The 25,682-nt window shown below is 73.2% G+C and carries 22 protein-coding genes; 13 read left to right on the top strand and 9 right to left on the bottom strand.

Features of this window, described 5'->3' with window-relative positions; translation table 11 throughout:
* Positions 1 to 832 precede the first annotated feature (832 nt).
* The gene (locus BM237_RS00490) at positions 833 to 2,242 is read left to right on the top strand and encodes a sensor histidine kinase (protein ID WP_093846570.1); all 1,410 of its coding nucleotides are present in this window, start codon (positions 833 to 835) and stop codon (positions 2,240 to 2,242) included.
* A 15-nt stretch (positions 2,243 to 2,257) separates the two neighbouring features.
* On the opposite strand, the gene BM237_RS00495 is transcribed toward BM237_RS00490, so the two are convergent.
* Entirely contained in the window at positions 2,258 to 2,770 is a 513-nt protein-coding gene (locus tag BM237_RS00495; RefSeq protein ID WP_412720667.1) for an SUKH-3 domain-containing protein, read from the bottom strand.
* Positions 2,767 to 3,273 carry a YwqJ-related putative deaminase gene (locus tag BM237_RS00500; RefSeq protein WP_093846572.1) on the bottom strand — a complete coding sequence of 169 codons (507 nt, stop codon included), beginning with the start codon at positions 3,271 to 3,273 and terminating at the stop codon, positions 2,767 to 2,769. The genes BM237_RS00495 and BM237_RS00500 overlap by 4 nt, the downstream gene beginning before the upstream one ends.
* A 291-nt stretch (positions 3,274 to 3,564) precedes the next feature.
* Between BM237_RS00500 and BM237_RS00505 the strand changes: the two genes are divergently transcribed.
* From BM237_RS00505 to BM237_RS00545, 9 genes are all read left to right on the top strand, one after another.
* A complete protein-coding gene (locus tag BM237_RS00505) occupies positions 3,565 to 4,569 on the top strand; it encodes an SMI1/KNR4 family protein (RefSeq protein ID WP_093846574.1) in 1,005 nt (334 codons plus the stop codon).
* 6 nt (positions 4,570 to 4,575) lie between these two features.
* Positions 4,576 to 6,897: an SUKH-4 family immunity protein gene (locus tag BM237_RS00510; protein WP_093846577.1), complete on the top strand. Its 2,322-nt coding sequence runs from the start codon at positions 4,576 to 4,578 to the stop codon at positions 6,895 to 6,897.
* Positions 6,898 to 7,181: 284 nt separating this feature from the next.
* Positions 7,182 to 8,225: a coiled-coil domain-containing protein gene (locus tag BM237_RS28895; protein ID WP_175540829.1), complete on the top strand. Its 1,044-nt coding sequence runs from the start codon at positions 7,182 to 7,184 to the stop codon at positions 8,223 to 8,225.
* 198 nt (positions 8,226 to 8,423) lie between these two features.
* Positions 8,424 to 9,890 carry a bifunctional UDP-N-acetylglucosamine diphosphorylase/glucosamine-1-phosphate N-acetyltransferase GlmU gene (gene glmU / locus BM237_RS00520; protein WP_093846579.1) on the top strand — a complete coding sequence of 489 codons (1,467 nt, stop codon included), beginning with the start codon at positions 8,424 to 8,426 and terminating at the stop codon, positions 9,888 to 9,890.
* A 90-nt stretch (positions 9,891 to 9,980) separates the two neighbouring features.
* Positions 9,981 to 10,958, top strand: coding sequence for a ribose-phosphate diphosphokinase (locus BM237_RS00525; protein ID WP_093846581.1), 978 nt, complete (start codon positions 9,981 to 9,983; stop codon positions 10,956 to 10,958).
* Positions 10,959 to 11,182: 224 nt separating this feature from the next.
* Positions 11,183 to 11,773: a 50S ribosomal protein L25/general stress protein Ctc gene (locus BM237_RS00530; RefSeq protein ID WP_093846583.1), complete on the top strand. Its 591-nt coding sequence runs from the start codon at positions 11,183 to 11,185 to the stop codon at positions 11,771 to 11,773.
* Positions 11,774 to 11,892: 119 nt separating this feature from the next.
* Positions 11,893 to 12,483 carry an aminoacyl-tRNA hydrolase gene (pth, locus tag BM237_RS00535; protein WP_093846585.1) on the top strand — a complete coding sequence of 197 codons (591 nt, stop codon included), beginning with the start codon at positions 11,893 to 11,895 and terminating at the stop codon, positions 12,481 to 12,483.
* 132 nt (positions 12,484 to 12,615) lie between these two features.
* On the top strand, positions 12,616 to 13,179 hold the full coding sequence (locus tag BM237_RS00540; RefSeq protein ID WP_175540830.1) for a hypothetical protein: 564 nt from the start codon (positions 12,616 to 12,618) through the stop codon (positions 13,177 to 13,179).
* Between the two features lie 210 nt (positions 13,180 to 13,389).
* Positions 13,390 to 14,196 carry an LAVTG motif-containing sortase-dependent surface protein gene (locus BM237_RS00545; protein WP_093846587.1) on the top strand — a complete coding sequence of 269 codons (807 nt, stop codon included), beginning with the start codon at positions 13,390 to 13,392 and terminating at the stop codon, positions 14,194 to 14,196.
* A 131-nt stretch (positions 14,197 to 14,327) separates the two neighbouring features.
* On the opposite strand, the gene ppc is transcribed toward BM237_RS00545, so the two are convergent.
* Positions 14,328 to 17,057: a phosphoenolpyruvate carboxylase gene (gene ppc, locus BM237_RS00550; protein WP_093847320.1), complete on the bottom strand. Its 2,730-nt coding sequence runs from the start codon at positions 17,055 to 17,057 to the stop codon at positions 14,328 to 14,330.
* 339 nt (positions 17,058 to 17,396) lie between these two features.
* On the opposite strand from ppc, the gene BM237_RS00555 reads away from it, so the two are divergent.
* Both BM237_RS00555 and BM237_RS00560 read left to right on the top strand, forming a co-directional pair.
* Complete coding sequence (locus tag BM237_RS00555; RefSeq protein ID WP_093846589.1) at positions 17,397 to 18,407, top strand: acyl-CoA desaturase; 1,011 nt, start codon at positions 17,397 to 17,399, stop codon at positions 18,405 to 18,407.
* Between the two features lie 7 nt (positions 18,408 to 18,414).
* A complete protein-coding gene (locus BM237_RS00560) occupies positions 18,415 to 19,083 on the top strand; it encodes a TetR/AcrR family transcriptional regulator (RefSeq protein ID WP_093846591.1) in 669 nt (222 codons plus the stop codon).
* Between the two features lie 112 nt (positions 19,084 to 19,195).
* Here BM237_RS00560 and BM237_RS00565 read toward each other — a convergent pair whose 3' ends face one another.
* Together BM237_RS00565 and BM237_RS00570 are read right to left on the bottom strand one after the other, a co-directional pair.
* On the bottom strand, positions 19,196 to 19,567 hold the full coding sequence (locus BM237_RS00565) for a VOC family protein (protein WP_093846593.1): 372 nt from the start codon (positions 19,565 to 19,567) through the stop codon (positions 19,196 to 19,198).
* A gap of 64 nt (positions 19,568 to 19,631) precedes the next feature.
* The gene (locus tag BM237_RS00570; protein ID WP_093846595.1) at positions 19,632 to 20,465 is read right to left on the bottom strand and encodes a trans-aconitate 2-methyltransferase; all 834 of its coding nucleotides are present in this window, start codon (positions 20,463 to 20,465) and stop codon (positions 19,632 to 19,634) included.
* Positions 20,466 to 20,536: 71 nt separating this feature from the next.
* On the opposite strand from BM237_RS00570, the gene BM237_RS00575 reads away from it, so the two are divergent.
* Entirely contained in the window at positions 20,537 to 21,031 is a 495-nt protein-coding gene (locus BM237_RS00575; protein WP_093846597.1) for a MarR family winged helix-turn-helix transcriptional regulator, read from the top strand.
* A 60-nt stretch (positions 21,032 to 21,091) separates the two neighbouring features.
* Here the strand turns inward: BM237_RS00575 and BM237_RS00580 are convergent, their stop codons facing one another.
* From BM237_RS00580 to galT, 4 genes are all read right to left on the bottom strand, one after another.
* Positions 21,092 to 21,838: a response regulator transcription factor gene (locus BM237_RS00580; RefSeq protein WP_093846599.1), complete on the bottom strand. Its 747-nt coding sequence runs from the start codon at positions 21,836 to 21,838 to the stop codon at positions 21,092 to 21,094.
* A gap of 369 nt (positions 21,839 to 22,207) precedes the next feature.
* Positions 22,208 to 23,443: a galactokinase gene (gene galK / locus BM237_RS00585; RefSeq protein ID WP_093846601.1), complete on the bottom strand. Its 1,236-nt coding sequence runs from the start codon at positions 23,441 to 23,443 to the stop codon at positions 22,208 to 22,210.
* Positions 23,440 to 24,495, bottom strand: coding sequence for a UDP-glucose 4-epimerase GalE (gene galE, locus BM237_RS00590; protein WP_093846603.1), 1,056 nt, complete (start codon positions 24,493 to 24,495; stop codon positions 23,440 to 23,442). Before galE ends, galK begins: the two co-directional genes overlap by 4 nt.
* On the bottom strand, positions 24,492 to 25,616 hold the full coding sequence (gene galT, locus BM237_RS00595) for a galactose-1-phosphate uridylyltransferase (protein WP_093846605.1): 1,125 nt from the start codon (positions 25,614 to 25,616) through the stop codon (positions 24,492 to 24,494). Before galT ends, galE begins: the two co-directional genes overlap by 4 nt.
* Between the last annotated feature and the right edge of the window lie 66 nt (positions 25,617 to 25,682).

A 25,682-nucleotide genomic window follows, 5' to 3' on the forward strand; every position in this document is an offset into this window, starting at 1 on the left:
ATGCCGTACCACCAGCCCTCGATGCGACGGTACAGGTCGGCACCGCGCCGGACGCGGACGACCAGGCACCCCCGGTACTCCTCCCCTACGTTCTTGCGGGAAGTCTTCGGGTTGTGTTTCTTCAGCGTCGTTTTGTCGAATGACGACACATCCACCCCTACCAGGTCGGCCCAGAATCGTTCGGCGGCTTCCACATCAGCCGACTCGTGGATCATCAGCCGGAACTGCCGCCTGTCCGCCTCGATCCCGAGCAGGGAGAGCCAGGCCAGATAGACCTTGATCATCCCAGGATCGCTGTTGACGAACACCACATCCTCTTTCGGCCTGTGCGGCTTGCTCTTCGCTCCCTCCGACCAGTAGAGCCCCACTCCGACCATGAACAGCTCCCGGCTCGTCATGGGGTAGATCTCATTGGCCGCCGTCAACTTCGTCTGCTGACGCTTGATCGCCTGCTCGCGGCGGTGCGGTGCCCAGCGCGCCTCCCGCATGCGGTGCAGTCGCTCCGATGGAGTCGCCGGCCTCGGCAGATCCCGCACCCACAGCGACACCGAACTCTTCGACACCCCCAGCTCCGCCACGATCTCGTCGTATGTGCGGCCCGCGCGGCGCAGGGCGCGGGCGCGCTCCTTCATCTCCGTCTTGGCTTGAACCATGACGCCATCCTGGACTCGCAAAAGCGTGCGTGGTTCGAAAATCCGGATGATTCATCGGTTCGGGTGAAAAGTAACTTTTTCACCGCCGCATACGTCGTCACGTCCGCCGGCGGGCACACGGTTTTCCGCGTGCGGAGCCACCCCGAAAACCCCTGGCGGGCGGTCGTAGGCTGGGCGGTATGACCGAGACGGGGGAAAGTGTCGAGGCCCGTGACCAGGGCCGGGGTGACGCGCCTCGGGGGCCGCTGTGGTGGACGCGGCGCCGGAGTGCGGTGCTGGACGTGGGGCTCGCGCTGGTGTCGGGCGCGGAGTGCGCGGCGCAGGGGGTTCCGTTCGCGCGCGAGGCCGGCATTCCGGTGGGTCTGTCGGTGGCGCTGGGTGCGCTGGCGGGGTTGTCGCTGGTGCTGCGGCGGCGGTGGCCGATCGCGGTGGTGCTGGTGGCGATCGCGGTCACGCCGGCGCAGATGGGTGCTGTGCTGGGGACGGTGGGGCTGTACACACTGGCGGCGTCGGATGTGCCGCGGCGGATCATCGCTCTGCTGGCCGGTATGCAGGGGCTGGGGTCGCTGATCGTGGCGACCGTGGAGCTTCAGCGGAACGTGGGTCGGGACGACTACGGCTACGACCCGCCGGTGTGGTTCGTTCCGCTGGTGTCGGTGCTGATGTCGGTGGGTGTGACGGCGCCGCCGGTGCTGCTGGGGCTGTATGTGGGGGCGCGGCGGCGGCTGGTGGAGAGTCTGCGGGAGCGTGCGGACGGTCTGGAGCGGGAGTTGTCGCTGCTGGCGGATCGTGCGGAGGAGCGTGCGGAGTGGGCGCGCAACGAGGAGCGGACGCGGATCGCGCGGGAGATGCACGATGTGGTGGCGCATCGGGTGAGTCTGATGGTGGTGCATGCGGCGGCGTTGCAGGCGGTGGCTCGGAAGGATCCGGAGAAGGCGTCGCGGAACGCGGTGTTGATCGGGGACATGGGGCGGCAGGCGCTGACGGAGTTGCGGACGATGCTGGGTGTGCTGCGGTCGCACGAGGTGAAGCCGCCGGGGGCCGCGCAGACGTCCGCGCAGGCGTCGGGGGAGGCGTCGGCGGGGGCCGTGGACGCGGGGCGGCCGTTGGCGCGGGTGGCGGAGGTCGCGGAGGTGGCCGCGGGCCGGGACTCGGCGGGGTCGGAGGATCCGGCGGACGGCTCCGAGGAGTCCGGTGGGCCGTGTCTGCGTGAGCTGGGGGCGCTGGTGGGGCAGTCGCGGGCGGCGGGGATGTCGGTGGAGCTGTCGGTGGAGGGGGAGGTGCGTTCGTATGCGTGGCGGGTGGAGCAGACGGCGTACCGGGTGGTTCAGGAGGCGTTGACGAACGTGCACAAGCATGCGGCCGGTGCGCGTACGCGGGTGCGGTTGGCGCGTCGTGCGGGTGAGGTGGCGGTGCTGGTGGAGAACGAGGCGCCGGCGGAGGGTGTGCGGGGTGCGGGGCTGCCCAGTGGGGGCAATGGTCTGGTGGGGATGCGTGAGCGGGTGGCGGCGCTGGGTGGGGGGTTTGTGTCGGGGCCGACGGAGGCGGGGGGTTTCCGGGTGTCGGCGGTCATTCCGGACCGGGGCTGAGGCCCGTCCCGGTGGTCATTCCGGATCGCGGGTGAGGCGTTTGGGGCTGGTGCCGGTGACGAGGGTGGTGAGGGCGGCGTCGAGGGTGGGGCCGAGGTACCAGTCGCCGGTGTGGTCGATGCTGTAGACGCGGCCTTGTTCGTCGATGGCCAGGAGTGCGTTGCCGTTGTCCTCTTCGCCGAGGGGTGCGATGGCGGTGTCGAGGGCGCGTCCGAGGTCGTTGAGGGTGCGGGGCCAGTGGAGGCCGTACAGGGGGTCGATGCGGGCGGCTGTGGGGGCGATGTGGCGGCCGGGTTCGGTGCTGGTGATGTGGAGTCCGCCGAATTCGGCCCAGGCTTCGACGGCGGCGGGGAAGACGGCGTGCTGGTGTCCGGTGGGTGAGTGGTGGGCGCGGAGGGTGTCGGCCCAGATCTCGGCTTGTGCGATGTGGTGGCGTCCGGGTGTCCAGCCGGCGGCGCGGAGGGCGGCGTCGACGGGGACGGGGAAGCGGGTGGTGGTGTCGCGGGGGTGGGGGATGGGGGTGTTCACCGTTCTCCTGCGGGGTCGACGGGGCGTACGCCGAAGTGTGCGAGGAGGGCTGTGCAGGAGCGGCAGGGGGGTGCGTAGGTGCCGTGTGCGGGGTCGCCGTCCTCGCGGATGCGGCGGGTGGTGATCTTGGCGCCTTTGAGGGCTTTGCGGGCTTCGCCGGTGCTGAGGGGTTTGCGGCTGGCGCGTTTGCTTCGGGCCGCTTCGGCGGTGGTGAGGTGGCGGGAGATGAGGACGACTTCGGGGCAGCGTCCGGTGTGGCGTTCGCGTTGGGGGGTGGTGAGGGTGTCGAGGTAGTCCTGGACGAGGGGGTGGAGGGCCGGGGGGTTGTCGGCCTTGCCGGCGGTGCAGGTGAGGGTCTGGCCGCGTACGGAGAGGGCGGCGGCGACGGTGGGCATGATGCCGTCGCGGCGGTGGCGCGGGACGGGGGTGGTGTCGTCGGGTGCGCCCCAGCCGATGCGGGGGTCCGAGGGGTGTTCGGCGGTGTTGTGTTGTGTGGCGTGCATGGTTGGGTTTCCTCCCCGCGCATCCCCCCGATGGCGTTGGTTCAGGGTGCCAAATGCGTGGGCTTTTGGGAAAGCGGGGTCGGTTTCGGGGCATGTCGTGGGGCGTGTCCCGGCCTGGTGGGCCGTGTTGTGAGTGTGCCGTGTCGGGGTCGCGGGTTGGTCGTCGGGGTGTGTGGCGGGGTGTGCCGGGGTGGGTGGACGGGGCGGGACCGGTGGTGGGGGTAGCGCATAGGCTGTGCTCGTCAGCGCCCATCGGCGCCCGTAAGCCAGTTGCCAGCAGGGGGCACCGCCATGACGACAGGTAGGCCTGGGTTGGGGGTTTCTCCCGGTTCTCGTTCCGGGGAGGGGTCCGCGCCGCCGAACGCGGTCTATGCCGGTCAGGTCGTGCGTTTTCCGGATCCGGTGCGGGCTGCCCGGTATCCGGGCGGTGTGCGGGTGGATGAGCTGGGTTATCCGGATTTCTCGCCGTTCGCGCGTGCGGCGGTGGAGATCGCGGAGCCGCCGGAGGGTTTCGGTGCGGACGAGCTGCGGTTGACCGACCATGTGTCGGCGAACGCGGCGATGCACGCGGAGGGCCATGAGTTGTGGGCGGAGTCGCCGTCGGTGGCGACTCCGCACGGCTGGACGTGGCATCACGTGGCGGGTGGCCGCCGGCTGGAGTTGGTGCCGGTGGAGGTGAAGGCTCTGCTGCGGCATCACGGTGGTCTGGCGACGGCTGTGGTGGATCACGGGAAGCGGGGGACGCGGCCGTTGCAGGAGACGCGTCCGGTGCACTTCGAGGTGCCTCACGGGGTTGCGGTGTCCGAGGAGCAGGTGCTGGACGTGGAGGAGACGCTGGGGTACCGGCTGCCGGAGGCGTACCGGTCGTTTCTGAAGGCGGCGGGTGGTTGTGCTCCGGCGGGGGTGGCGCTGGACGCGGAGTTGGGGCTGCTGGTGGATCAGCCGTTCTTCACGGTGCGTGAGGAGGCGGCGGTCAACGATCTGGTGTACGTGAACAAGTGTCTGCGGGATCACCTGACGAAGGACTATCTGGGTGTGGCCTTCGTGCAGGGCGGGATCGTCGCGGTGAAGGTGCGTGGTGAGGCGCTGGGGTCGGTGTGGTTCTGCGCGTACGACGACGCGCGGGACCGGGACGGGCTGTCGGTGCAGGATCGGGTGGCGGGGCTTCTGCTGCCGTGCGGCGCGGATTTCGACGACTTCCTGCTGCGGTTGGCGGGTAATCCGCCGGAGTTGGAGACCGTGGCCGGCCTGATGGTGGACGGCGGGTTCGCGCGTGCCGTCCCGGTGGAGGGGTGAGGCTCGATGGTGACGTTCGCGCAGGCGCAGGAGCGTGCGGAGCGCTGGGTCAACGGCGGTGTTCCGGCGTATCAGCACCGTGAGGTGCGGGTGCGGGAGTTCGATCTGGGTTTCGTGGCGTGGGCGGAGGACCGTACGGACGGTCCGTCGTCGGACGGTGGCCGGCAGCGGCTGGTGATCGCGCGGGACAGCGGTGAGTCGACGCTGTGGCCGGCGTTGCCGGTGGGCGAGGTGATCCGGCGGTACGAGGAGGAGTACGGGGCTGCGGCCGAGCCGGTGGCGGCGGATCCGCCGCGGCGGGTGGATCTGGAGGCGACGTCGTTTCTGCTGACGCCGCCGGAGTGGTTGCAGGAGGCGGCGGACCAGTTGGGGATTCCGGGCCGTCGTGAGGCCGCCGGTCCGGGGGGTTCGGACGGGTCGGGCGGGTCGTCGGGCGGTTCCGTGCCGGCGTCTTCGCCCGCTCCGGAGCCCGCGCCCGTCTCCGCTTCCGCGTCCACGCCTCCTCCGGCGCCGGTTTCCGGCTCCGGTTCGCCGTGGGATGCGGCGGACACCAGCGGCAGCGGGGGCGGTGTGGCGTCGGTGCGACCGCCGATGACGGTGTTCGCGCCGCCGATCAGCGGGAGTGACGACGAGGACGGCGGGCCGGATCCGGCGCCCGGGGCGGGCGCGGAGGCGAAGACGACGCTGCTGCCGGAGGGCAGCGCGCTGCCGAGGACGACGGTGGCTCCGGCGGTCGGTGGTCCGCAGGACTCGCCGCAGGGCGCTGCGGGGGCTCCGGGGGCCCGGGAGGAGCAGCCGCAGCAGCCGGCGGCTCCGGCGGCTCCGGCGGGCGGGGTGCACCATGCGGCGACGATGCTGGCCGACCCTTCGGCGGGCGGTCCCGGTACTCCCCCGCCGCCGGGTGCTCCGCAGCCGCCCGGCGCTCCGGGGGCGCCGGGCGATGTCGCCACCAGCCGTGCGCCGAAGCGCGGCGGTGGGCCGTCCGTGCCGCCGCCGCCCGGGGAGCCGGGGGTGCCGGGGGCGCGTCCGGGGGGTGCGGGGGCGGCTTCGCCGGGGGGTTCGTCCGGTGGTGCGGCCTATGCGCCGACGCAGTTGGTGTCGGCGGACGAGGTGGCGTCCCAGGGTGGCGCCGGTACTCCCCCGCCGGGTGCTCCGGCCGCTCCGGGCGGCGGGGTGCACCATGCGGCGACGATGCTGGCGGGCCCCGGCGGTCCGGGTCCGGGAGGTCCGGGTCCGGGAGGTCCGGTCGGCCCGGGGACTCCGCCGCCGCCGGGTGTTCCGGGCGCGCCCGGGGTTCCTCCGGGGGCGCCGTCGTACGGCTATCCGCAGCAGCCGTCCGGTGTGCCGATGGTGGGTCCCGGCTATATGGCGGTGCTGCGCTACCGCGCGCCGGACGGCTCCGAGCAGCAGCTGATCCGCCGTTCGGCGCCGGGTGTTCCGCATCCGGAGTGGCAGATCCTGCACGAGTTGCGGGCGATGAACGTTCCGCCGCAGCAGGTGCTGGAGCTGCACACGGAGCTGGAGTGCTGCGACGTTCCCGGTGGTTACTGTGCTCGGATGGTGCGGGAGTCCTGGCCGCAGGTGCGGATCAGCCACACCGCGCCGTACGGGCGTGATGTGGCCTCCCGCCGGCAGGGTGTGCGTCATCTGATAGAGCATCAGGGGGAGTTGCACCAGGTGGCCGACGGTCCGGCGCGTCCGGCGCCGGTGCGGGTGCCGTTGCCGCCGCCGCATCTGCTTCAGCCGGCGCCGCCGGTCGGGCCGGACGGTGTGGCGCAGGAGCTGGTGCAGGCGTTCGGTCCGCAGGCGGTGTTCCGTTTCGACCAGCGTGCGGTCTCCCGGCAGGGTGTGCCGGACGTGGTGGCGCAGACGCTGATGTGGGCGGGGCTGCCGGTGGAGTTCGGTCCGTTCTTCTGGGCGCAGGCGCAGCCGGGGCGTCCGGTGCCGACGCTGGCGGAGCTGGCGCAGGAGCGCGGGGTGCGTCCCGCGGCGGACGCGGCCTCGTATCTGGTGATGGGCAACGACTACGGGCGCCAGTTGTGTGTGCAGTACGGCACGGCGCACATCGTGGCGGTGCCGTTGGAGGCTCCCGCGGGCGGCGGGCCGGCGGTGGCGCAGTTCGTCAACAGCGGTCTGCCGGAGTTCGTGCGGTGTCTGGCGCTGCTGGGCCGGATGTGGCGGCTGCGGTACGGGCTGACGCCGGAGCAGGCGGGCCGCTGGACGGTGGATTTCCAGGGGATGCTGGCGTGTCTGGATCCGGCGGCTCCGGCCGGGCCGGAGAACTGGTGGTCGGTGCTGCTCGAGCAGATGTGGGACGGGTTGCTGTAGTCACCGGTCGCCGTGTACCGGGCCTTCGCCGGTGTGTTCGTGCCCGGTCTCCGCCGAGCGGGGGCCGGGCACGGCTGTTCCCGCCGTGTTCCCGGTGCTGTCCCCGGCTCCGCCCCGGCGCTGTTGCCGTGGTGTTGCCGTGGTGTTCCTCCGGTCGGGGGGCGTGCCGGGGGGATCGCGCTTCCTTGTGCGTTCGCGCGGTTTGTGTCGGTTGCGGCGCATGGGGTCTCATGGCGCATGCTGGGTGGGATGTCCGCCGGATTGTGTGAAGGTTGGGGTTCACGATGTCTGCGTCGTCCGCGTCCAGGTCGCCTCACGGTTTCGCCGTCGTTCGGGGCCGCGGTTACCGGCCCGAGCAGGTCGACCGCTTCACCGGTGTGCTGTACGGGGATCTGGATCAGGCGCGGGAGCGCCTGACCCGGCTGGGGGTGCTGGCCGGGGAGCTGGAGGCGGAGGCGGAACGGCTGCGGGGGGTGGTCGCCGCGCTGCCTCCACAGACGTACGAGGCGCTGGGTGAGCGGGCCCGGCTGATCCTGTCCGAGGCGGAGGCCGAGGCCGGGGAGTTGCGGGAGCGGGCGCGGGACGAGTCGCGCCGCGTGCTGGAGCGGGCGCAGGAGGAGGGCCGGGCGCGGCGGGAGGCGGCGCACGAGGGTGCGGCCCGGGCGCGGCGGGAGGCGGACGAGGCCGCGGAGGCGCTGCTGGGGCGGGCCCGGGAGCGGGCCGGGGAGCTGCTGGCGAAGGCGCGTGCGGAGGCCGGGGAGCTGGTGGAGGCCGGCGGGCGCGAGCTGCGGGAGATGGCCGAGCGCTGTGAGGCGCTGCTGCGGGAGCAGGAGGGGAAGCAGGCGGCGGAGGCCGGGGAGCTGGAGGCGGGGCTGGCCGCGCGCGAGTCGGCGGTTGAGGAGCGGGTCGCGGAGCTGTCCGGGCGGGGCGAGGCGGTCCTGGAGCGGGCGCGGCGTGAGGCGGCCGGGGCGGAGGAGGACGCGCGGCGGCTCCAGGCGGAGGCCGAGGAGCGGGCGGCGGAGCTGCTGGCGCGGGCGCGGCTGCGGCAGGAGCGTGTGGAGCGGGAGACGGAGCGGATCGTGCGGGCGCACGAGCAGCGGCGGGAGGCGGTGCGGCAGCACATGGCGCATGTGCGCGCGAGTCTGGCGGCGATCACCGGGCGCGGCCCGGACGGCGCGGAGGGCGCGGACGGCCCGGAGGGCGCGGAGGGCGCGGAGGCCGCGGGCGGTCCGGAGGCCGCGGGCGGCGCAGGGGGTGCGGGCGGTTCCGGGAGCCCCGGCGGCACGGGCGGCGCGACGGTGCCGGGCCAGGGGGCACCGGCGGAATGACCGGGTCCCCCCGGGTATCCTGCGGATGACACCACACCTTCCCGCGCGGTTTCGCCGCGGTCCCTCCCGTGAACCGGCGGTGGCCGCCGGGTGTGCGGGAGTGGTCCTTCGGGTGGGTTCCGTGTCGGTCCGGCAGCCTGTCCCGTCATCCGTCCACAAGACGTCCGAAGTTCCGTCCCGAAGCCGAAGGGCACACCCGTGAGCGCCAACCGCCCGGCAGCCGTCGTCGTCCTCGCAGCGGGTGAGGGCACCCGCATGAAGTCCGCCAGGCCCAAGGTCCTGCACGACATCTGCGGGCGGTCGCTCGTGGGTCATGTGGTGGCCGCCTCCCGTGAGCTGGATCCCGAGGAGCTGGTGGTGGTCGTCGGCCACGGCCGCGAGCAGGTCACCGAGCATCTGGCGGCGCTGGACGCGAAGGCGCGCACGGCGGTGCAGGCCGAGCGGCGGGGCACCGGGCACGCGGTGCGCACGGCGCTTGAGGCGCTGGCGGCCGACGGGGTGCTCCCGTCGGGGACGGTGGTGGTCGTCTGCGGTGACACTCCGCTGCTGACCGGCGAGACGCTGTCGGACCTGGCCGGGGCGCATGCCGGGCAGGGCAACGCGGTGACGGTGCTGTCGGCCGAGGTGCCGGACGCGACCGGTTACGGGCGGATCGTGCGCGCGGGGGACGGCGCGGTGACGGCGATCGTGGAGCACAAGGACGCCACCGAGGAGCAGCGGGCTGTCCGGGAGATCAACTCGGGGGTCTTCGCGTTCGACGGGCGGCTGCTGGCCGAGGCGCTGGGCCGGATCGGCACGGACAACAGCCAGGGCGAGGAGTACCTGACGGACGTGCTGGGGATTCTGCGCGCCCAGGGGCACCGGGTGGGCGCGTGTGTGGCGGGCGACCACCGGGAGATCGTCGGGATCAACAACCGGGTGCAGCTGGCCGAGGCGCGCAGGCTGCTGAACGAGCGGCTGCTTCGGCGGGCGATGCTGGCCGGTGTGACGGTGGTGGATCCGGCGTCGACGTGGCTGGACGTGACGGTGACGTACGAGCCGGACGCGCTGGTGCACCCGGGTACGCAGCTGCTGGGTTCCACGCGGCTGGGCGCGGGCTGCGAGGTCGGGCCGAACTGCCGGCTGGCGGACACCGTCGTCGGCGAGGGCGCGGTGGTGACCAACGCGGTGACGGATTCGGCGGAGATCGGCCCGGGCGCGTCGGTGGGCCCGTACGCGTATCTGCGGCCCGGGACGCGGCTGGGGCCGAAGTCGAAGGCCGGCACGTATGTGGAGATGAAGAACGCCGAGGTGGGCGAGGGCACGAAGGTGCCGCACCTGTCGTACGTGGGTGACGCGACGATCGGCGAGCACTCGAACATCGGCGCCGCGAGCGTGTTCGTGAACTACGACGGGGTGAACAAGCACCACACCACGATCGGCTCGCACTGCCGGACGGGGTCGGACAACATGTTCGTGGCTCCCGTCACGGTCGGGGACGGGGCGTACACCGCCGCCGGGTCCGTGATCACCAAGGATGTGCCGCCCGGTTCGCTGGCCGTCGCGCGCGGCCAGCAGCGCAACATCGCCGGCTGGGTGGCCCGTAAGCGTCCCGGGAGCGCGGCCGCGCAGGCGGCCCGGGCCGCCGCCCAGGAGGGCGGCGACGGTCCCGTGACCCGGGGATGACCTGGCGGAAGTGCGCCGGCCAGGGCGTACCGTGAGAAGCGCACACCGTGGTGCGCCCCGACGAATCGATGCTCGCAAGGAGATTGTGTTGTGACCGGGATCAAGACGACCGGCCAGAAGAAGATGATGTTCTTCTCGGGCCGCGCCCACCCCAGTCTGGCGGAGGAGGTCGCGGGGCAGCTCGGTGTCGGCGTGGTCCCGACGAAGGCGTTCGACTTCGCCAACGGCGAGATCTACGTGCGCTTCCAGGAGTCCGCCCGTGGCGCCGACTGCTTCCTGATGCAGAGCCACACCGCTCCGATCAACAAGTGGATCATGGAGCAGCTGATCATGGTGGACGCGCTCAAGCGGGCCTCGGCCCGGAGCATCACCGTGATCGTGCCGTTCTACGGTTACGCGCGGCAGGACAAGAAGCACCGCGGCCGTGAGCCGATCTCGGCGCGGCTGATCGCCGATCTGCTCAAGACGGCCGGCGCCGACCGGATCCTCACCATCGATCTGCACACCGACCAGATCCAGGGCTTCTTCGACGGCCCCGTCGACCACCTGTTCGCGCTGCCGGTGCTGACGGACTACGTGGGCGGCAAGGTGGACCGTTCCAAGCTGACGGTGGTCTCGCCGGACGCGGGCCGGGTGCGGGTCGCCGACCGCTGGTGCGACCGGCTGGGCGCGCCGCTGGCGATCGTGCACAAGCGCCGCGACCCGGACGTGGCGAACCAGGTGACCGTCCACGAGGTCGTCGGCGATGTGCGGGGCCGGGTGTGTGTGCTGGTGGACGACATGGTCGACACCGGCGGCACGATCTGCGCGGCCGCCGACGCGCTGTACGCCAACGGCGCCGAGGACGTGATCGTGGCGGCCACGCACGGTGTGCTGTCCGGCCCGGCGGCGGACCGGCTGAAGAACTCCAGGGTGAGCGAGTTCATCTTCACCGACACCCTGCCGACGCCGAGCGAGGTGGACGTCGACAAGATCACGGTGCTGTCGATGGCGCCGACGATCGCCCGCGCGGTGCGCGAGGTGTTCGAGGACGGCTCGGTGACGAGCCTCTTCGACGAGCAGGCGTAACGGTTCGGCGGGGGCGCCGTACCGGGCAGGTGCCCGGTACGGCGCCCCCGCCGTGTCCGCTCCCGCTTTCCCGGGGCGGTAGACTCGTGGAGTTGCTCGGCGAGGGAGTCGTGCCCGCAGTGGCACGGTGATCCGTTATCGACGCGCTCTTCGCAGCAGGTCAGTCGTGGCCGAGTAGCTCTGGCAACCGCCACAGAACCGACTTGAGAGACGAGGAGTGCGTCATGGCTGACGTCAAGATCTCCGCCGAGGTCCGCAAGGAGTTCGGCAAGGGTGCGTCCCGCAGGCTCCGCCGCGAGGACAAGGTCCCCGGTGTCATCTACGGGCACGGCGGTGAGCCGGTCCACGTGGCCCTTCCCGGCTACGACCTGATGATGGCCCTGAAGAACTCGAACGTGCTGATCACGCTGGACGTCGAGGGCCGCCAGGAGCTGGTGATCCCCAAGGCCGTGCAGCGTGAGGCGATCCGCGGCTTCCTGGTCCACATCGACCTCCTGGTCGTCAAGCGCGGCGAGCAGGTCACCGTCGAGATCCCGGTGCACACCGAGGGCGAGCTGGCCCCGGGCCAGTTCCTGCTGGAGCACGTGCTGAACACGCTGCCGGTGGAGGCCGAGGCCACCCACATCCCGGAGTCCGTGACCGTCTCCATCCAGGGTCTGGCCGCCGGCGACTCCGTCCTGGCCAAGGACATCCCGCTGCCGAAGGGCTCCTCGCTGGCCGTCGAGGAGGACACCGTCGTCCTCAACGTGCTGGCCGCGCAGGCCGCCGAGGCCACTGAGGGCGAGGGTGCCGAGGGCGAGGGCGCCGCGGAGTGATCCGCGGGGTTCGCCCCCTCTTTTCTCCGGCCGCCGGCCCGCGCCGTGGGCGCGGGCCGGCGGCCGTGGTGCCTTCCCCGTAGGTCTTGCTGTAGGTCCGCTGTAGGAGAGAGACGACGATGAGCGACGCCGACGCCCCCTGGCTGGTGGTGGGCCTGGGCAATCCCGGTCCGGAGTACGCGGCGAACCGGCACAACGTGGGGTTCATGGTCGCCGAGCTGCTGGCCGGGCGGATCGGGGGGAAGTTCAAGGCGCACCGCTCCCGGGCACAGGTGCTGGAGGGCCGGCTGGGCGCTCCGGGCGCCGGGAGCCGCCGGGTGGTGCTGGCCAAGCCGATGTCGTACATGAACCTCTCGGGCGGCCCGGTCACCGCGCTGCGCGACTTCTACAAGGTGCCGCTGGAGCATCTGGTCGTGGTCCACGACGAGCTGGACATCGACTACGGGGTGCTGCGGCTGAAGAAGGGCGGCGGCGACAACGGCCACAACGGGCTGAAGTCGCTCACCAAGTCCCTCGGTCCCGGCTACCACCGGGTGCGTTTCGGCATCGGCCGCCCGCCGGGCCGGATGCCGGTGGCCGACTTCGTGCTGAAGGACTTCTCCTCCGCCGAGCGCAAGGAGCTCGACTACTTCGTGGACCGGGCCGCGGACGCCGTGGAGTGCCTGCTGGTGGACGGTCTGGAGCGGGCGCAGGGCACGTACAACTCGTGAGCCGGGCCTGAGCCGGGCCTGAGCCGGGCCTGAGCCGGGCCTCAGCCGTACCCGGGCCGCGCGGGGCCCTGCGGCGTACGCCGGGGGCGCGCGGAGGTTGACCGTCCGCTTCCCGTGCCCCAGGATCCCGCCATGTCTCCTGGGTTCCCGAGCACCTCCGCCAGGCGCGGCCCCGCGCGCCGGGCCGGTGAGAGCGCGTACGGCCTGCTGCTGCTGGCGCGGGCGGCGCTGATGGGCGTGGTCGCGGCGGTGCTGGTGATGGCCGGTGTGTGGGTCTCCCTCGACGGGACGCGGCAGGCGGTGGCCGAACGCGGCGCGGTGCGGGGGACGATGACCGTCGCCGAGTGCGACGGGTGGACGTGCACGGGGCCGTTCGCCCCGGAGGGCGGCGGCGAGGGTGCGCGGGCGGAGGTCGCCGTCGAGGCGCCGGTGTCGTACGAGGCCGGTGAGCGGCTCCCGGTGGCGCTGTGGCCCGGCCGGGAGGGCTCGGACGGGCCTGACGGGCCTGACGGGCCTGACGGAGCCGGGGTGGTGCGCACCGGTACCGCCGGTGTGCTCTACGCGTGGCTGCCGCTGGCGGGCGCGCTGGTGCTGGCCTCGCCGGTGGTCGGGGGCGGCCTGGGCATGCGGCGCACCGCGTGGGGGGCCGGGCTGCTGGGGGTCGCGCTGATGGGGGCGGCGTTCGTGCTGCTGTGAGTTGCGTTTCCCGGCGGGCTACCCACCTCTAAGCATTTTGATCTTGATATTGATCTGATTGTTACACAACACCCTCTGGGGCAGAGGTGGCACATGGGGACAGATGCGACGTATCGCGCTTGACCGGTTCCATGCGGCGGGAAAAGCTACGGCCACCCCCCTCATTCCCCACACGTCCCAGATGTCCCCCGCCACCAAAGGTGGTAGTTCATGCGCATTCCCACTTCCACGCGTGCGGCAGCCGTGGCCGCGGCGGCCTGCATGGCGCTGGCCCCGGCCGCCCCCGCTTTCGCGACGGGATCCTCCTCCCCCGAGCTGCGTCAGCCGCTGCCCATCACCGCGGCCGAGTTCGAGAAGGGCGAGTGCCCCGAGATCATCCCGGACGACAAGGACGGCTGGCACTTCGTCCTGCCGGCCCGCGGCAAGGAGAAGCCCGAGTTCGTCGAACTCACGGTCACCTTCGAGCCCGGCGGCACCCAGACGATCACCGAGTTCGACGTCTTCGGCAAGCCGCTCGGTAAGCACGCCTACGTAGCCTCCGAGCCCGGGGCGAAGCTCGTCGCCGCCGAGGCCGAGGTCAAGGGTGGAGACCTCGACGAGTTCAACCTGTCCCACACCTGCCCCGCCACCGACACCACCGGCGGCACCACGGGTGAGACCACCGGTGAGACGACCGGTGAGACGACCGAGGGCACCACCGGCGAGAGCACCGAGGGCACCTCCGAGGGCACCGCGGGCGAGACCACCGAGGGCACCACCGGTGAGACCACCGAGGGCGCCGCGGGCGGCGAGGAGACCACCGGCGGCACCGAGGGTTCCACCGGCGATGGCTCGACCGGAGAGGCCACCGAGGGCGTCGCCGGCGGCGAGGAGCCGGGCGAGTCGACGGGCGAGGGCGGCAACCTGGCCGAGACCGGTTCCGAGGCCCCCGTCGCCGCGCTCGCGGCTGCCGCCGCGGCACTGCTGGGCGCCGGCTCGTACCTGGTGATGCGCCGCCGCAAGGCCACCCAGGGCTGATCCCCGAGGGGCCTGCGCGAGGCGCACGGCCGCAGACAGGAGGAAGGGTCCCTCTCCCGGGCGGGAGAGGGACCCTTCGCCGTTCACACGCTCATCCGCGTCCCCAGGACACGGGCGGCGCGCGGCGCGCCTCAGCCGGTGTTGCGCAGGCCCGCCGCGACGCCGTTGACCGTCAGCAGCAGGGCGCGGCCCAGCAGCGGATCGGGCTCCTCGCCGTGCTCGGCGGCCTCGCGCTGCCGGGCCAGCAGCGTGACCTGGAGGTAGGAGATCGGGTCCAGGTAGGCGTCGCGGATGGCGAAGGTCTGCTTGAGCACCGGCTGGGCGTCCAGCAGCTCCCGCTCGCCGGTGATCCGCAGCACCTCGCGCACCGTCAGCTCGTGCTCGGCCTCGATGGTGGCGAAGATGTGCCGCAGCTCGGCCGGCACCAGGGTCTCCACGTAGTGCCGGGCGATCCGCAGATCCGTCTTGGCCAGCGTCATCTCGACGTTGGACAGGAAGTTGCGGAAGAAGTGCCAGCGCCCGTAGGCCTCGTCCAGCACGCCGTCGAGCCCGGCCTCGCGCGCCGCCTTCAGACCGGTGCCGACGCCGAACCAGCCGGGCACGATCTGCCGCGACTGGGTCCAGCCGAACACCCACGGGATCGCCCGCAGCCCGTCCAGGCCGGCTCCGGAGTCGGGGCGGCGCGAGGGGCGGGAGCCGAGGTAGAGGTCGGCGAGCTGGTCCACGGGGGTGGAGGCGAAGAAGTACGCGGGCAGGTCCGGGTCTTCCACCAGCGCGCGGTAGGCGCTGTGGGCGGCCTCGGAGACGGTGTCCATCGCCGCGTCCCAGCGGGCCAGCGCCTCGTCGGACTGGCGGGGCGCGGTGTGCAGGGCGGACGCCTGGAGGGTGGCGGCCACCGTCTGCTCCAGGTTCTCCCGGGCCAGGGAGGGGATGAGGTACTTGTCGGAGATGACCTCGCCCTGCTCGGTGACCTTGATCTCGCCCTCCAGGGTGCCCCAGGGCTGGGCGAGGATCGCGTCGTGGGTGGGGCCGCCGCCGCGGCCGACGGTGCCGCCGCGGCCGTGGAACAGGCGCAGCCGCACCCCGTGGCGGTGGGCGACGTCGCGCAGCCGCCGCTGGGCCCGGTGGATCTCCCACTGGGAGGTGGTGATGCCGCCGAACTTCGAGGAGTCGGAGTAGCCGAGCATGACCTCCTGGACGTCGCCGCGCAGGGCGACCAGGCGCCGGTAGGAGGGGTCGGACAGCATCGAGTCCAGCAGCTCGTCGGCGATGCGCAGCTCGTCGGTGGTCTCCAGCAGCGGCACGACGCCGATGCGGGCCCAGCCGGCGTGCAGGTCGATCAGGCCCGCCTCGCGCGCGAGGACGGCGACGGCGAAGACGTCGTCGGCGCCCTGGCACATGGAGATGATGTAGGACTCGATGACCTCGGGGCCGAAGGTGTCCAGCGCCCTGCGGACGGTGGTGAAGACGCCGAAGGTCTTGGCTCCGGCGGCGTCCAGCGGCGCGGGCTGGGGGGCCAGCGGGCGGCGGGAGCGCAGTTCCTTGGCGAGCAGCCGCCGCCGGTAGTCGCGCGGCATGTCGGCGTAGCGCCAGGACTCCTCGCCGAGCCGGTCGAAGAGCTGCCCGAGGGCGTGGTGGTGCGCGTCGGCGTGCTCGCGCACGTCCATGGTGGCCAGCTGGAGGCCGAAGGCGCCCAGGGTGCGCATCACGCGCTCCAGGTGGCCGTCGGCGACCAGCGAGCCGCGGTGCTCGCGCAGGGAGTTCTGGACCAGCTCCAGGTCGGCCAGGAGTTCGCCGGTGCCCAGGTAGTCGCGGCCGGGCACGTGCGGGTCGCCCTCGGCCAGGCGCTCGCGGGTGTTGAGCAGCTTCTGCCGGATGCAGGTGACCTTGAGCCGGTAGGGCTCCTCGGCGTTGAGCCGCTTGTAGCGGGGGCTGATCTCCGGCAGGAGTTCGAGGTCGCGCTCCAGGGACTCGCGCAGCTCGTCGGTGACGCCGCTGATGCGGATGGAGTTGGACAGGGCCGCGCGCAGCTCGTCGACGTGCTCCAGGGCGTCGGTGATGCCGTGCTCGTGCTGGAGCAGCAGCACCTCCCAGGTGACGGCGGGGGTGACGTTGGGGTTGCCGTCGCGGTCGCCGCCGATCCAGGTGCCGAAGGTCAGCGGGCGGGTGGCGGGCGGGAGCGGGGCCCCGGCGCGCTCCAGCTCGGCGGCGAGGTCCTCCAGGACGTCACCGACGGCGTCGCGGTGCAGCTCGTCGAGGTAGTAGACGGCGTTGCGCGCCTCGTCGGCCGGCTCGGGGCGGGCCACGCGCAGCTCGTCGGTCTGCCAGATCAGGTCGATGTTCTCGGCGAGCCGCAGGTCGGTGCGGCGGCGCTCGTTGGGGTCGGTGTTCTCCAGCAGCTCGGCGACCTTGCGGAGCTTGGTGAGCACCGACCGGCGGGCGGCCTCGGTGGGGTGGGCGGTGAAGACCGGGCGCACGCCGAGGTTCGCCGCGGTGTCCCGCAGATGGGCGGGGTCGGCGTCCTTGAGCATGTCCGCGGTGCGGGAGAGGTTTCCGCCCTCGGCGGCCCGCCGGGTACGCAGTTCGCGACCGCGGTGGACCTGCTCGGTGACGTTGGCGAGGTGGAAGTAGGTCGAGAAGGCCCGTACGAGCTTGGTGGCGGTGGCGAGGTCGGTACGGCTGAGCAGGGCGGCGGCGGCCTCGCCGTCGGTCCTGGTCAGGGCGCGTACGCGCTCGACGAGCTCCAGCAGCTCGGCGCCCTCCTGGCGGACGAGCGTCTCGCCTAGGAGGTCGCCCAGCCGGCGGATGTCGGCCCGCAGGGCCGCGCTGGTCTCGGCACGGGCTTCGGGGGTGGCCTCCAGTGGGGCTTCGGGGGCGCTGGGTTCCTTTCGGGCGTCCGGGGTACTCGGACGGCCCGCCGTGGGGACCCCCCCGGCCGGGGAAGGGTTCTTGCCAACCGGGTTCGGGGAGGTGTCGGCACTGCTCACAGGTGCGGCTCCTTGCGGCGATGCTTCTGGCAGGTCACGGACCGCGTTGTCCGACGACTCCCAGGATAGGCCGCCGCCGGAGTGCGTGGATCATCCAGTCCACCATGCGGCCCTCTTGCCCTGGCACTCACGGCTGCCATACTTACGATTGCGTAGGTTACGGGACCGTAAGTAACGCACCCCCCGTCCCCCAGCTTCAAACGAGAGCGATCTATGACGATCAGTCCCGACGTGCTTCGCACGAAATCCCAGGACACAGCAGGCACTGCGAAATCCGCCGCGGCGTCCGGGGAACCGCTCCCCTCCGCCACGCTCGGCGGCGAGCGGCGCCGTTCCGTGGAGCAGATCACCCTTCTGCTGTTCATCACCGTCCCCTTCGTCGCCCTGGTGGCCGCGGTTCCGCTCGCCTGGGGCTGGGGGGTGAGCTGGCTGGACCTCGGACTGCTGGCCGGCATGTACTTCCTGGGCTGCCACGGCATCACCATCGGCTTCCACCGCTACTTCACCCACGGCGCGTTCAAGGCGAAGAAGCCGCTGCGCGTCGCGCTGGCGATCGCCGGGTCGATGGCCGTGGAGGGCCCGCTGGTGCGGTGGGTCGCCGACCACCGCAAACACCACAGGTACTCCGACGCCGAGGGCGACCCGCACTCCCCCTGGCGCTACGGCGAGACCGTCCCCGCCCTGCTCAAGGGCCTGTGGTGGGCCCATGTGGGCTGGATGTTCGACGAGGAGCAGACGCCGCAGCACAAGTACGCCCCGGATCTGATCAAGGACCCGGTCATCCGCCGTGTCTCCCGCCAGTTCGTGCTGTGGACGGCCGTGTCGCTGGCCATCCCGCCGGTGGTCGGCGGGCTGGTCACGATGAGCTGGCAGGGCGCGCTGACCGCGTTCTTCTGGGGCTCGCTGGTGCGGGTGGCGCTGCTGCACCACGTCACCTGGTCGATCAACTCCATCTGCCATGCGGTGGGCAAGCGCCCGTTCAAGTCGCGTGACCGCTCGGGCAACGTGTGGTGGCTGGCGGTGCTCTCCTGCGGGGAGTCCTGGCACAACCTGCACCACGCGGACCCGACCTGCGCCCGGCACGGTGTGCTGAAGGGCCAGATCGACTCCAGCGCCCGGCTGATCCGCTGGTTCGAGAAGGCCGGCTGGGCGTACGACGTGCGCTGGCCGTCGAGGAAGCGGATCGACGGCCGCCGCCGGGAGGAGGCCGCCGAAGCGGCATGATGGAGGAGTGGCGACCGACGACAGCAGTACCAAGGGCAGGCCCTCAGGATCCACCCGGCGGACCCGCCGCCGGATGACGGGGAAGGAGCGCCGCGAGCAACTGCTGGACATCGGTCGCGCGCTCTTCGCCGAACGCGGCTTCGAGGGCACGTCGGTGGAGGAGATCGCGGCCAAGGCCGGGGTCTCCAAGCCGGTGGTCTACGAGCACTTCGGCGGCAAGGAGGGACTGTACGCGGTCGTGGTCGACCGGGAGATGCGGCGGCTGCTGGACATGGTGACGGGGGCACTGACCGGCGGTCATCCGCGCGAGTTGCTGGAGCAGGCGGCGTTCGCGCTGCTGGACTACATCGAGCAGTACACCGACGGGTTCCGCATCCTGGTGCGGGACTCGCCGGTGGCCCAGTCGACGGGCACCTTCGCCTCGCTGATCAGCGACATCGCCACCCAGGTGGAGGACATCCTGGGCCTGGAGTTCAAGGCGCGCGGCTTCGACCCGAAGCTGGCGCCGCTGTACGCGCAGGCCCTGGTGGGCATGGTGGCCCTGACGGGCCAGTGGTGGCTGAACGCCCGCAAGCCCGACAAGCCCGAGGTGGCCGCCCATCTGGTGAACCTCGCCTGGCACGGGCTGGACGGGCTGGAGCCCAAGCCGCGCCTGATAGGCCACCGCCGCAGCTGAGCCCGTCCGGGCCGGCGGCGGCGGTGGCCCCTGCCCCCACGCGCACGGGCGTGCCGGCGGGCCGACTCCCGCGCGTTCCGCCTTCCGCGCGCTTCCCCCCTGCCGCGCCCCGTCACCCGGCCGGCTGAAGGAACTCCAGCCGGTTGCCGACGGGGTCGGCGCTGTGGAAGCGGCGCACGCCGGGGACGGAGTCGTCCCGGGCCACCGGGTGGCCGGCGTCCGCCAGGCGGGCGGCCAGGGCGGCCAGGGCTTCGGCGTCCCTCACCCGCAGACCCGGGTGGGCCTTGAGCGCGGGCCGGAAATCCTCCTCGATCCCGAGGTGGAGCCGGACGGAGCCGGCTTCGAACCAGCAGCCGCCGCGGGCCGCGAGGGCGGGCGGCTTGGGGGTCTCCGCCATGCCGAGCAGTCCGGCGTAGAAGGCGCGCAGGACCTCCTCGGATCCGCGCGGAGCGGCGAGCTGTACGTGGTCGAGCGCCTCGATCACGGTGTCTCCTTCCGGAAGTCCGCCCGGCGGGCGCCGGGCGCGGGTTCGCGGGGTGCGCGTGCCCTCAGGTGCGCCTGACGGCGACGGCGAAGATCCGGCGGAACGGGAAGAGGGTGCCGTGGGGGCCCGGCGGGTAGGCCTCACGCAGCAGGTCGCGGTACTCGGCCAGGAACGCCTCGCGTGCGGCCGTGTCGGGGTCGAGTGCGGTGAGGACGGGGCGCAGGGCGGTCCCCTTCATCCACTCCAGCACCGGATCCCGGCCGGTGAGGACGTGCACGTACGTCGTCTCCCACACGTCCGTCCCGCAGCCGAGCGCCGCCAGCGCCTCGGCGTACTCGGCGGGCTCGGCCACGGGGGTGCGGCGGGTTCCGGCTCCGAGGCGGTCGCGCCAGCGCGGTGATGCGCACAGGTCCGTGAGCAGGGTGTGCCCGGGGGCGGCGAAGTTGCCGGGAACCTGGAAGGCCAGGACGCCTGTGGGGCGCAGCGCCGCGATCCAGTCGGGGAAACGGGTGATGTGTCCGGGGCACCAGTGCAGCGCCGCGTTGGAGACGATCAGGTCGTGCGGCTCCCCGGGGCGCCAGGCGGCCAGGTCGGCGCGGGCGAAGTCCACGGCGCCGCCCCCGGAGGTGGGCCCGGCGTGCGCGCGGGCCTCGGCGAGCATCGCCTCGGACAGGTCGTAGCCGGTGATCCGGGCCGCGGGCCAGTGTTCGGCCAGCAGAGCGGTCGGCTCGCCGGGGCCGCAGCCCAGGTCGGCGATGCGGGGCCGGGGCGAGGGCAGAGGGGGGACGCGGGCCAGCAGGTCGTGGAGCGGGCGCAGGCGGTGGCCGGCGTGGCTGCGGTACTGCGCGGGGTCCCACGCCGGGACGCCGGTGCGCCGGATCGGGTCGGCTGGTTCCATGGCAGCAGGGTCCGCCGGAGTTATCTCGATGTCAAGAGACTTCACATCGACAGAACTACTACACTGTCCTCATGGAGGACGAGGTCGACCGACTGGTGGCAGCGTGGCGCCGCGAGCGCCCCGATCTCGATGTGGAGCCCCTGGAGGTGCTCAGCCGGGTCAGCAGGCTCGCCCGCCACCTCGACCGGGCCCGCCGCATCGCCTTCGCCGAACACGGGCTGGAGCCCTGGGAGTTCGACGTGCTGACCGCGCTGCGTCGGGCCGGCGCCCCTTACCAGCTCTCCCCCGGCCAGCTGCTGACCCAGACCCTGGTCACCTCCGGGACCATGACCAACCGCATCGACCGGCTGGCGAAGAAGGGGCTGGTGGAGCGGCTGCCCGACCCCAGCGACCGGCGCGGCGTACTGGTCCGGCTGACGGAGGCCGGGCGCGACCGGGCCGACCGGGCCCTGGCCGGGCTGCTGGAACAGGAGCGGGCCATCCTCGCCGAGCTCCCGCCCAGCCGGCGGGCGGAGCTGGCCGGGCTGCTGCGGCAGCTCACCGCACCGTTCGACAACGTCCCCTGACGGGTTCGTGGCGCGGGCGGGGCGGTCGGGGCAGTCGAGGCGGAGCGGGGCGGGGCGGGACTACGACGTCACATGCTCCAGGTCCGCCGGGCCGACGCCCGCCTTGCGGGCCAGCGCCACCGCGGCCAGGGTGGAGTGCACCCCCAGCTTGCCCAGCACGTTCTGCATATGGGTGCGGACGGTGTGCGGGGAGAGGTACAACCGCTCGGCGACCGCCTTGCGGCCCAGCCCGGCCACCATGCAGCGCAGCACCTCGTGCTCGCGCGGGGTCAGCGACTCCACCAGCCGCTCGCTCTCGGTGCGGTGCCTGCGCGTCGCGGTCAGCTCGCGCAGCACCCCGGTCAGCAGGGCGGGAGGCAGATGCGTCTCGCCGCGCAGCACCCCCCGGACCACATGCAGCAGCCGGGACAGCGAGCTCTCCTTGGCGACCCAGCCCGACGCCCCCGCCTGGAGCGCGGCGGCCGCTCGGCGCGGGTCGTCGCGCTCGGCGAGCACCACGGTGCGGACCTCGGGGTGGTCGGTGCGGACCCGTGAGACCAGGGCGATGCCGCCGGCCGCGGCAGGCGCGGCGGCGGCCGGATCCGGTGGCGAGGCGGCGGCCGCCGGCACAGCGGCTCCCAGATCGGCGTCGATCAGCAGGACGTCGAAGCGGCGGCCGTCGGCCGCCGCCCGTTCCAGGGTGCGCAGCGCGGCGGGGCCGCTGCCGGCCGCGGCCACCTCCACGTCCTGCTCCACCGCGAGTGCCGCGGCGAGGGACTCGGCGAATATGCGGTGGTCGTCCACCACGAGAACCCGGATACGTTGCACGCACACCCCCTGCCGCCGAAAGGCCCACCCGCGCTCGGGCGCGGCGCCCGGTGCGGGGCCGGACGGGCCGCACGTACGCCGCCGTGCCCTGCTCGTACCCGGCCCCCGCGCGCCGCATCCGGCGTGTGCCGCCCCCTGATGCGCACCGGCCCCCGGCGGCCGGTGCCGTCCATCAGCGTAGGGCCGGGGTGCGGCCGAAGGGGCCGGTTGGCGAAAACCGACCGCCCGCACGGCCCGCGGCGACCGGACGTGTACGGCCGGTGGTGCCCGGCGCGGCGCGGTCCGACCGCTTCCGACGCATTGTGATCACCGCACCGGCCGCCGCACGGCACGCCCCCGCCGCGCACACCCGGGTCCGGGTCCGGCGTCTCACCCGTCCAGCCGGCGCGCCCCCGCCGAGGGCACCGCCTCGAACAGCCGCGGGGCCGGGTGGCCCGCGGCGTCGAAGGCGTCGGCGACCTCCGCGCCGACCTCCTCCGCCCCGGCGGCCTCCACCAGGACGATCGCGGAGCCGCCGAAGCCGCCGCCGGTCATCCGGGCGCCCAGCGCGCCCGCCGCGCCGGCCGTCTCCACCGCCAGATCCAGCTCGGGGCAGGAGACGGCGAAGTCGTCTCGCAGCGAGGCGTGCCCGGCGGTCAGGACCGGGCCGATCGAACGGGGGTCGCCCGCGTCGAGGAGGTCGGTGACCTCCTCCACCCGCCGGTTCTCGGTGACCACATGGCGCACCAGGGGCCGCAGCGCCGGATCGGCCAGCCGGGCCAGCACCGCGTCCAGCTCCCCGTGGGGGACGTCGCGCAGGGCCGCGACCCCCAGGGCCGCCGCGGCCTCCTCGCAGCCCGCCCGGCGCCGGGCGTACTCGCCGTCGGCCAGCGCGTGCCTGACGCGGGTGTCGACCACCAGCAGCCGCAGGCCCGCGGCCGCCAGGTCGAACGGGATCTGGCGGACCGCCAGGTCCCGGGTGTCGAGGTGGAGGGCGTGCCCGGCCGTGCAGCGGGCCGACGCCATCTGGTCCATGATCCCGCAGGGGACGCCGACGAACTCGTTCTCGGCCCGCCGGCACAGCAGAGCGATCCGCTCGGGGGTCAGCCCCAGGCCGTACAGGTCGTTCAGGGCCACCGCCGTGGCGACCTCCAGGGCGGCCGAGGAGGACAGGCCCGCGCCGGTGGGCACATCGCTGCGGATGTAGAGGTCGGCGCCTGTCTCCCGGCCGGACAGCAGACCGGCCTCGCGCAGCGCCCACACCACACCGGCCGGGTACGCGGCCCAGCCGCCGACCGTGCCGGGGGCGAGCTTCTCGGCCCGCAGGCGCACCGTGCCGCCCGACACGTCGGCCGAGTGGACGGCCAGTGCGCCGTCGTCGCGGCGGGCCGCCGCGACCCGGGTGGTGTGCGGCAGGGCGAGCGGCATGACGAAGCCGTCGTTGTAGTCGGTGTGCTCGCCGATGAGGTTGACGCGGCCCGGCGCGGCCCAGATCCCGGCGGGTTCGCCGCCGTGGACCGCGCGGAAGCCGTCGGCGGCCTCCGCCGTCTGCGCCGCGTTCAGCGCCTCGGCCTCCGCCTCGGACTCCGCCCCCGCCTCCGCTCCGGGGTTCAGTGGCCCGTTCATGTTCCGCTCCCCTCTCCGCCCTCTCCGCCCTCTCCGCCCTCTCCGCCGTCGCCGCCGTCGCCGGCGTCGCCGGCGGCGTCCAGCGCCCTGCCCCGGACGAAGGCCCAGGCGTCGGCGACGATGTCCTTCAGGTCGGTGCGCGAGGGCCGCCAGCCCAGCCGCTGCCTGGCCCGCTCCGCCGAGGCGACCAGGAACGCCGGGTCGCCGCCGCGGCGCGGCGCCGTCTTCTCGGGGACGGGGTGGCCGGTGACCTCGCGGACGGTGCGGATCACCTCGCGGACGGAGAAGCCGCTGCCGTTGCCCAGGTTGCACACCAGATGCTCCCCGGGCGCCGCGGCCTCCAGCGCCAGCAGATGGGCCTCGGCCAGATCGGCGACGTGGATGTAGTCGCGCACGCAGGTGCCGTCGGGGGTGGGGTAGTCGTCGCCGTAGACCGAGATCGCCTCCCGCTGCCCGAGCGCGACCTGGAGCACCAGCGGGATGAGGTGCGACTCGGGGTCGTGCCGCTCGCCCAGGGTGCCGTGCGCGCCTCGGTACGCGCCGGCCACGTTGAAGTAGCGCAGCGAGACGGCGGCCAGGCCGTGGGCGGCGCACTCGCCGGCGATCATGTGGTCGACGGCGAGCTTGGAGGCGCCGTAGGGGTTGGTGGGGGCGGTGGGGGCGTCCTCGCGGATGGGGGTCTCCTCGGGCTCGCCGTAGGTGGCGGCGGTGGAGGAGAAGACCAGGGTGCGCACCCCGGCCCCGCGCATCGCGTCCAGCAGCGCCATGGTGCCGCCGACGTTGTTGTGCCAGTACTTCTCGGGGCGGACGACGGACTCGCCGACCTGGGAGCTGGCCGCGAAGTGGAGCACCGCGTCACAGGAAGGGTCCAGCCAGTCGGCGGCGTCCTGGACGCGCCCCTGGACGAAGTCAGCACCCGCCGGCACGCCCGCGCGGAAGCCGGTGGACAGGTCGTCCACCACCGTCACCCGGTGCCCGGCCTCCAGCAGGTGCGCCGCGACGACGCTTCCGACGTAGCCGGCCCCGCCGGTCACCAGATACGTGCCGCTCACCGGCTCGCCACCTCCCGCAGTCGCCGCGCCGCGGTCTCGGGCGGCACGTCGTTGATGAAGACCCCCATACCGGACTCCGAGCCCGCCAGGTACTTCAGCTTCCCGGACGTGCGGCGGATCGTGAAGAGTTCCAGGTGGAGGGCGAAGTCCGCCCGTTCGGCCCAGTCCTTTCCCCCGTCCGGACCCAGTGGCGCCTGGTGCCAGCCGGAGATGTAGGGCGTGGGCGGCTCGCCGGGGCCGAAGATCCGGTCGAAGCGCCGCAGCAGTTCCAGGTAGACGCCGGGGAACTCGGCGCGGGCCTCCTCGCCCAGTTCCGTCAGGTCCGCCGCCCGCCGCCGGGGGTACAGGTGCACTTCGTACGGCCAGCGCGCGGCGTGCGGCACGAAGGCGGTCCAGTGGCCGGTCTCCAGCACCACGCGCCGTCCGTCGGCGCGCTCGGCGGCCACGACGTCCTCGAAGAGGTTGCCGCCGGTGCGTTCCCGGTGGGCGGCGGCCGAGCGCAGGGTGCGCCCGGTGTGCGGGGTGACGAAGGGATAGGCGTAGATCTGGCCGTGGGGGTGGCCGAGGGTGACGCCGATCTCCCGGCCCCGGTTCTCGAAGCAGAACACCTGGCGCACGCCCGGCAGCGCCGACAGCTCGGCGGTGCGGTCGGTCCAGGCGTCCAGGACCAGGGCGGCCCGCTCCTCGGTGAGGTCGGCGAAGGAGGCGTCGTGGTCGGAGGTGAAGCACACCACCTCGCAGCGCCCGGCGCCCGGGGCCCGGAGGAACAGGCCGCCCCCGTCCTCGGCCTCCGCCGGCCCCGGGGGGCCGGCCAGGGAGGGGAAGCGGTTCTCGAAGACGGCCACCTCGTAGTCCTCGGCCGGGATCTCCGTCAGGCGGCCGTCGCGGGACGGGCACAGGGGGCATTCGTCGGCCGGCGGGTGGTACGTGCGGGCCTGGCGGTGCGCCGTGACCGCGACCCATTCACCGAGCAGGGGGTCGTGGCGGATCTCCGAGGCGGTGGCGACGGCGTCCAGGGGGCGCCGGTCCACGGCGTCGCGTCCCATGGCGCCGGGGCCGCCGCGAACGTCGTAGTACACGAGTTCGCGGCCGTCGGCGAGGCGGGTCGGGGTCTTTTTCACGCGGGGTCTCCCTATACTGCGACCCAAACATAATCGAACATAAAAAACCATGAGTGAACATTGACG

The organism is Streptomyces mangrovi (assembly GCF_900114215.1).
GTDB classification, from domain to species: domain Bacteria; phylum Actinomycetota; class Actinomycetes; order Streptomycetales; family Streptomycetaceae; genus Streptomyces; species Streptomyces barkulensis.

Coding starts and splice junctions, on each gene's coding strand:
- BM237_RS00540 (WP_175540830.1), top strand. CDS start 12,616: ATGTCTCCTGGGTTCCCGAGCACCTCCGCCAGGCGCGGCCCCGCGCGC.
- BM237_RS00500 (WP_093846572.1), bottom strand. CDS start 3,273: ATGCACGCCACACAACACAACACCGCCGAACACCCCTCGGACCCCCGC.
- pth (WP_093846585.1), top strand. CDS start 11,893: ATGAGCGACGCCGACGCCCCCTGGCTGGTGGTGGGCCTGGGCAATCCC.
- BM237_RS00530 (WP_093846583.1), top strand. CDS start 11,183: ATGGCTGACGTCAAGATCTCCGCCGAGGTCCGCAAGGAGTTCGGCAAG.
- BM237_RS00570 (WP_093846595.1), bottom strand. CDS start 20,465: ATGGAACCAGCCGACCCGATCCGGCGCACCGGCGTCCCGGCGTGGGAC.
- BM237_RS00505 (WP_093846574.1), top strand. CDS start 3,565: ATGACGACAGGTAGGCCTGGGTTGGGGGTTTCTCCCGGTTCTCGTTCC.
- BM237_RS00575 (WP_093846597.1), top strand. CDS start 20,537: ATGGAGGACGAGGTCGACCGACTGGTGGCAGCGTGGCGCCGCGAGCGC.
- BM237_RS00510 (WP_093846577.1), top strand. CDS start 4,576: ATGGTGACGTTCGCGCAGGCGCAGGAGCGTGCGGAGCGCTGGGTCAAC.
- galK (WP_093846601.1), bottom strand. CDS start 23,443: ATGAACGGGCCACTGAACCCCGGAGCGGAGGCGGGGGCGGAGTCCGAG.
- BM237_RS28895 (WP_175540829.1), top strand. CDS start 7,182: ATGTCTGCGTCGTCCGCGTCCAGGTCGCCTCACGGTTTCGCCGTCGTT.
- BM237_RS00490 (WP_093846570.1), top strand. CDS start 833: ATGACCGAGACGGGGGAAAGTGTCGAGGCCCGTGACCAGGGCCGGGGT.
- BM237_RS00555 (WP_093846589.1), top strand. CDS start 17,397: ATGACGATCAGTCCCGACGTGCTTCGCACGAAATCCCAGGACACAGCA.
- BM237_RS00545 (WP_093846587.1), top strand. CDS start 13,390: ATGCGCATTCCCACTTCCACGCGTGCGGCAGCCGTGGCCGCGGCGGCC.